5 protein-coding genes are annotated in these 4,624 nt (G+C 70.4%); 1 reads left to right on the forward strand and 4 read right to left on the reverse strand.

The annotated features are described in order from the left end of the window. Positions 1 to 112: 112 nt before the first annotated feature. The 4 genes from HTV45_RS33110 to HTV45_RS33125 form a co-directional block, all read right to left on the reverse strand. On the reverse strand, positions 113 to 1,075 hold the full coding sequence (locus HTV45_RS33110; protein WP_215209594.1) for an electron transfer flavoprotein subunit alpha/FixB family protein: 963 nt from the start codon (positions 1,073 to 1,075) through the stop codon (positions 113 to 115). A gap of 60 nt (positions 1,076 to 1,135) precedes the next feature. Continuing rightward, positions 1,136 to 1,936 (reverse strand): electron transfer flavoprotein subunit beta/FixA family protein, encoded by an 801-nt coding sequence (locus tag HTV45_RS33115; protein WP_215209595.1) that lies wholly within the window; start codon positions 1,934 to 1,936, stop codon positions 1,136 to 1,138. A gap of 217 nt (positions 1,937 to 2,153) precedes the next feature. Further along, positions 2,154 to 2,663, reverse strand: coding sequence for a flavin reductase family protein (locus HTV45_RS33120; RefSeq protein ID WP_215209596.1), 510 nt, complete (start codon positions 2,661 to 2,663; stop codon positions 2,154 to 2,156). A 214-nt stretch (positions 2,664 to 2,877) separates the two neighbouring features. Then, the gene (locus HTV45_RS33125; RefSeq protein WP_215209597.1) at positions 2,878 to 3,237 is read right to left on the reverse strand and encodes a thioredoxin family protein; all 360 of its coding nucleotides are present in this window, start codon (positions 3,235 to 3,237) and stop codon (positions 2,878 to 2,880) included. A gap of 237 nt (positions 3,238 to 3,474) precedes the next feature. Between HTV45_RS33125 and HTV45_RS33130 the strand changes: the two genes are divergently transcribed. Continuing rightward, complete coding sequence (locus tag HTV45_RS33130) at positions 3,475 to 4,203, forward strand: 1-acyl-sn-glycerol-3-phosphate acyltransferase (protein ID WP_215209598.1); 729 nt, start codon at positions 3,475 to 3,477, stop codon at positions 4,201 to 4,203. Positions 4,204 to 4,624: the final 421 nt, after the last annotated feature.

Below are 4,624 nucleotides of genomic sequence, written 5' to 3' on the forward strand. Positions count from 1 at the left end.
ATACCCCAGCCGAGCGCCTACGTGATCTACTCACCACCTGAAACCAAGTGGTGTTGCGACGACCCCTTGAACCTAAGGTGAGGTCGCGGGGGCCTCGGAGGCCTGGCGGCGATCAGCCCTTGCGGGTCTTGATCTCCTCGGTCAGCTGCGGCACGACGTCGAACAGGTCGCCGACGATGCCGTAGTCGACCAGGTCGAAGATCGGGGCCTCGGCGTCCTTGTTGACGGCCACGATGGTCTTCGAGGTCTGCATGCCCGCGCGGTGCTGGATCGCGCCGGAGATGCCGGAGGCGATGTACAGCTGCGGCGAGACGGACTTGCCGGTCTGGCCGACCTGGTTGGTGTGCGGGTACCAGCCGGCGTCGACGGCGGCGCGCGAGGCGCCGACGGCCGCGCCGAGCGAGTCGGCGAGCGCCTCGATGATCCCGAAGTTCTCCGCGCCGTTGACACCGCGGCCACCGGAGACCACGATCGCGGCCTCGGTCAGCTCCGGACGTCCCGTCGACTCACGCGGCGTACGCCCGGTGACCTTGGTGCCGGTCGCCTGGGCGGAGAAGGACACGCTCAGCGCCTCGACGTCGCCGGCGGCCGGAGCGGCCTCCACGGCGGCCGAGTTGGGCTTGACCGTGATGACCGGGGTGCCCTTGGAGACACGGGACCTGGTGGTGTACGACGCGGCGAAGACCGACTGGGTGGCCACCGGACCCTCGTCGCCCGCCTCCAGGTCGACGGCGTCGGTGATGATGCCGGAGCCGAGACGCAGCGCCAGACGGGCGGCGATCTCCTTGCCCTCGGTGGAGGAGGACACCAGGACGGCGGCCGGGGAGACGGCCTCGTGGGCGGCCTGGAGGGCGTCGACCTTCGGCACGACCAGGTAGTCGGCGTACTCGGCGGCCTCGTGGGTGAGGACCTTGACCGCGCCGTGCTCGGCGAGCGTGGCGGCGGTGTCCGCCGCGCCGTTGCCCAGCGCGACGGCGACCGGCTCGCCGATGCGGCGGGCCAGCGTCAGCAGCTCCAGGGTCGGCTTGCGGACGGCACCGTCCACGTGGTCGACGTAGACGAGAACTTCAGCCATGGGACTTCTTCTCTCCTGCTTGCTAGGGGTGAGGGGCGGTACGCGAGTTGAGCCTCGGGCTCAGATGAACTTCTGGCTCGCGAGGAAGGCGGCGAGCTGCTTGCCGCCCTCGCCCTCGTCCTTGACGATCGTGCCGGCGGTGCGGGCCGGACGCTCCGCCGCGGCGTCGACCGTGGTGTAGGCGTTCTCCAGGCCGACCTCGTCCTCGTCGATGTCGAGGTCGGACAGGTCCCAGGACTGAACCGGCTTCTTCTTGGCCGCCATGATGCCCTTGAAGGACGGGTAACGCGCCTCGCCCGACTGGTCGGTGACCGACACCACGGCGGGCAGGGACGCCTCGAGCTGCTCGGAGGCGGCGTCGCCGTCGCGGCGGCCCTTGACCGTGCCGCCCTCGACCGACACCTCGGACAGCAGGGTCACCTGCGGCACACCCAGACGCTCGGCGAGCAGCGCCGGTACGACGCCCATGGTGCCGTCGGTGGAGGCCATGCCGGAGATGACCAGGTCGTAGCCGGCCTTCTCGACGGCCTTGGCCAGGACCAGGGAGGTGCCGATGGCGTCGGTGCCGTGCAGATCGTCGTCCTCGACGTGGATGGCCTTGTCGGCGCCCATGGACAGCGCCTTGCGCAGCGCGTCCTTGGCGTCCTCCGGGCCCACCGTCAGCACGGTGATCTCGACGTCGTCGTCGCCCTTGTCCCGGCGGTCCTCCGCAATCTGCAGCGCCTGCTCGACCGCGTACTCGTCCAGTTCGGAGAGCAGACCGTCCACATCGTCACGGTCGACGGTCAGGTCATCGGCGAAGTGCCGGTCGCCAGTGGCGTCGGGCACGTACTTCACAGTGACAACGATCCTCAAGCTCACGCCGGCTCTCCTACTGCATCGTCATTTCTGGCTGCCTGCCTACAGGCAGCTTAGGCGCCTGAAGCGGGTGATCCCGGTCGGGGCGACCCACGCTCCGAACGAAATATTACTCGTCAGTACACCCAGTTCCTTCCCGCTAAGCAAGCGCTTTGAACTGTGACCTTCGCAACGCAGCGTAACCGGAACCGGACGGGCCCGCGACCAGGGGATCCGGGCCTCAGTCACGCAGTCCGTTGAAACGTCCCTGGTGGTACAGGAGCGGACGGCCGCTCCCCGTGGGGTCGCCCAGCAGCACCTCGGCCACCACGATCCGGTGGTCACCGGCGGGCACCCGCGCCACCACCTTGCACACCATCCAAGCCGGTACGCCGTCCAGCACGGGGACACCCTCGGGGCCCTCCTGCCACGCGGTGGCCGGCCCGAAGCGGTCCGCCCCGCTGCGTGCGAACGTCGCCGCGAGTTCCCGCTGGTGCTCTCCGAGCACATGCACGCCGACGTGGTCGCTCGTCGCTATCACGGGCCAGCTGGAGCCCGCCGTACCGACCGCGAAGGACAGCATCGGAGGCTCGGCCGAGACGGAGGCGAGTGAGGTGGCCGTGAAGCCGACCGGGCCGCGGCGGCCACTCGCGGTGATCACGGCGACCCCGGCGGCGTGCCGGCGGAAGACGGAACGCAGCAGGTCGGGGGAGGCGGGGCGGGCGGTACCGAGGCCGGGCGTGGCCGTCATGAACCAATCCTTCTGCGAGAGGTGACGAGCGGGTTCGCGGCTGCTCACCGGCCCGGTCGGCGCACGCGCGCGGCGTGGGCGGCCGCCGGGCGGCCGGGTACCCGCCGGGGGCGAAGGAGTTCCCAGGACATGAGGTCAGGCTGACGACGCATGGCATGCACAGTCAAGCCGGTCCGGTGATGTGCGAGATGCCTCACCGTGGCCCCGGGGACGATCACACCGCCTCCCCGAGCGCGGCGATCACGTCCGCCTTGCGCGGCTGCCCCGCCGCCCGCCGCACGATCCCGCCCGACGCGTCGAGGACCAGCACCGTCGGCGTGCTGACGATCTCCAGCCGCCGTACGAGGTCGAGATGGGCCTCGGCGTCGATCTCCACGTGGGCCACCCCCGGCACCAGGCCGGCCACCTCGCCGAGCACCCGCCGGGTCGCCCGGCAGGGCGCGCAGAAGGCACTGGAGAACTGCACGAGGGTGGCGCGCTCCCCCAGTTCGGCTCCCGCCGCGGCCCACGCCCCCACGTCCGTCCGAAGCCGTGCCTCGTCGTCCCTGCCCCGCACTCGCCCTCTCCCGTCCATGGCTCGACCGTCAACCGTCACAGCGTCCCAGGTGTCGCGGAGATTCCCGGGCGGCCGCACAGAATCCGAGGTGGGCCGGGGGGCGGACGTGACGAGAATCTCGCGCCCGACGGGCGCCAGGGCTGGTTCACCGGCCGTTCTTCGGGCACCATCTCGACAAGCCGTAAAACCTACGGCTCCGTAACTTCGACTGGGAGCTTCCTTCCCAGGCAGAGAAGGAAGGGTTCCTACCCGCCCATGGCAGAACTCGTCTACCGGCCCGTCGTCGGCTTCGCCCGCACCCTGTTCAAGGCGTGGGACCTCAAGATCGACTGCCAGGGTTCGGAGAACATCCCGCGCTCGGGCGGCGCCGTGCTCGTGAGCAATCACATCAGCTATCTCGACTTCGTCTTCGACGGGCTGGCGGCGCTTCCCCAGAAGCGTCTGGTGCGCTTCATGGCGAAGGAGTCGGTCTTCCGTCACCGCGTCTCCGGGCCGCTGATGCGGGGCATGAAGCACATCCCGGTGGACCGCAAGCAGGGGGAGGCGGCGTACGAGCACGCGCTGCGGTCCCTGCGGGCGGGTGAGATCGTAGGTGTCTTCCCGGAGGCGACGATCTCGCAGTCGTTCACGCTGAAGAGCTTCAAGTCGGGTGCCGCGCGCATGGCGCAGGAGGCGGGCGTACCGCTGATCCCGATGGCGGTGTGGGGTACGCAGCGGCTGTGGACCAAGGGCCACCCGCGCAACTTCAAGCGCAGCCACATCCCCGTCACCATCCGCGTGGGTGAGGCGATCGAGGCGTCCAAGGACAAGTACGCGGGCGCGATCACCCGTCAGCTGCGCGAGCGCGTCCAAGAGCTGCTGGAAGCGGCGCAGCGCGCGTACCCGGTCCGGCCCAAGGGCCCGGACGACACCTGGTGGATGCCGGCGCACCTCGGCGGCACGGCCCCCACGCCGGAACAGCTCCGCCAGGCCGACACCCTCTGATCTCCTGGGGCGCCTCCCCGGCCGGCCGCTCTCCGCTTCTCCGCGGGCGGGTCGTGCCGCGGAGCGGTGGGGGGTCCACCGCTCGGGCGGCGCCGTGCTCCGTACCGGCCGCCTGCCGCGGCGGCCGGGATCAGAGTGTGGTGGGCGGCGTCCGCCACAGGTGCGGGCGGGGAGGCGGCCCGGAGCGCGGGGATCCCGGTCGACCGCATATCTGTGCGATCCGCGTGCCGGGCCGAACGCTCCCCTAGCGCGCCTGTCTAGTCCCAGGTGATGTTTGACGTTCTGGTCCCAGGTGATGCTTGACGGTGGGCCTAGACAACATCGGAAACTTTGTGGGGCTTGTTCGCCTTCACGTGGCGGACGGGGATGTCGGTGGTGCGCCGGATGACGCGGACCTGCCCGTCCAGCTCGACGGTGATCG

The sequence above is a fragment of the Streptomyces sp. CHD11 genome (genome assembly GCF_018638295.1).
Classification (GTDB): domain Bacteria; phylum Actinomycetota; class Actinomycetes; order Streptomycetales; family Streptomycetaceae; genus Streptomyces.